General features: G+C 47.8%; 1 pseudogene. It reads left to right on the forward strand.

From position 1 onward, the window contains the following. Window positions 1–193 (forward strand): annotated as a pseudogene (locus QZ269_RS13200) (type I restriction-modification system subunit M); the annotation flags it as partial. Window positions 194–695: the final 502 nt, after the last annotated feature.

A 695-nucleotide genomic window follows, 5' to 3' on the forward strand; every position in this document is an offset into this window, starting at 1 on the left:
CAGCATGGATGAAATCCGCGAGAACGGCTACAACCTGAACATTACCCGCTATGTCAGCACCGACCAGGCCGAGGACGAAATAGACCTGGATCGGGTGTACGGAGACCTGACAGCTATTGAAACGCGGATTCAGAAGGCCGCCAGGGAACACAACGAGTTTCTGAAGGAGCTGGGCTTACCTCTGTTGCCCTGATTGTGAGGCCGTACTGGAGTCCGCAACGGATTTCGCGGCCTGGAGTCGCAGAGCTGCGGGGGTATCTGATGAGCGGATATTGACCCGTCAGTAAACTAGCAAGTTGCGTCCCACAGACAATAAAAATACCTCCGAAATGCTGCATAAAAGTATTTCCATATTTCTTTTTCGGCTCAGACGACGAATTCAAGAATTGAAGCCTTAGAGCAGGACGTAGAATGAAGGGGGCGGCGGTGTTTTTCCGACGTGCCCATGATTCGGAGAACTGCTCTTTCTTTTTACCGAGTGGAACGAGTGAAAAAGAGCACCATCTTTTTGCAAAATGCTCTAACAAAGGCCGCTAATCAGATACATCAAAATAAAGCTATCCAGCACGCCTTATCTTCTGGTTCATCCCCTCATTCTGAGATCAGCATCTTTGCTCAACGTCCTTCTCTAAAACTGAAGGATGTCATTAAAATAACTCATCAAGTCCACTAAAAGGCCCAGAATTACCATAAAA

This window comes from Deinococcus sp. (assembly GCF_018260405.1).
Taxonomy (GTDB): domain Bacteria; phylum Deinococcota; class Deinococci; order Deinococcales; family Deinococcaceae; genus Deinococcus.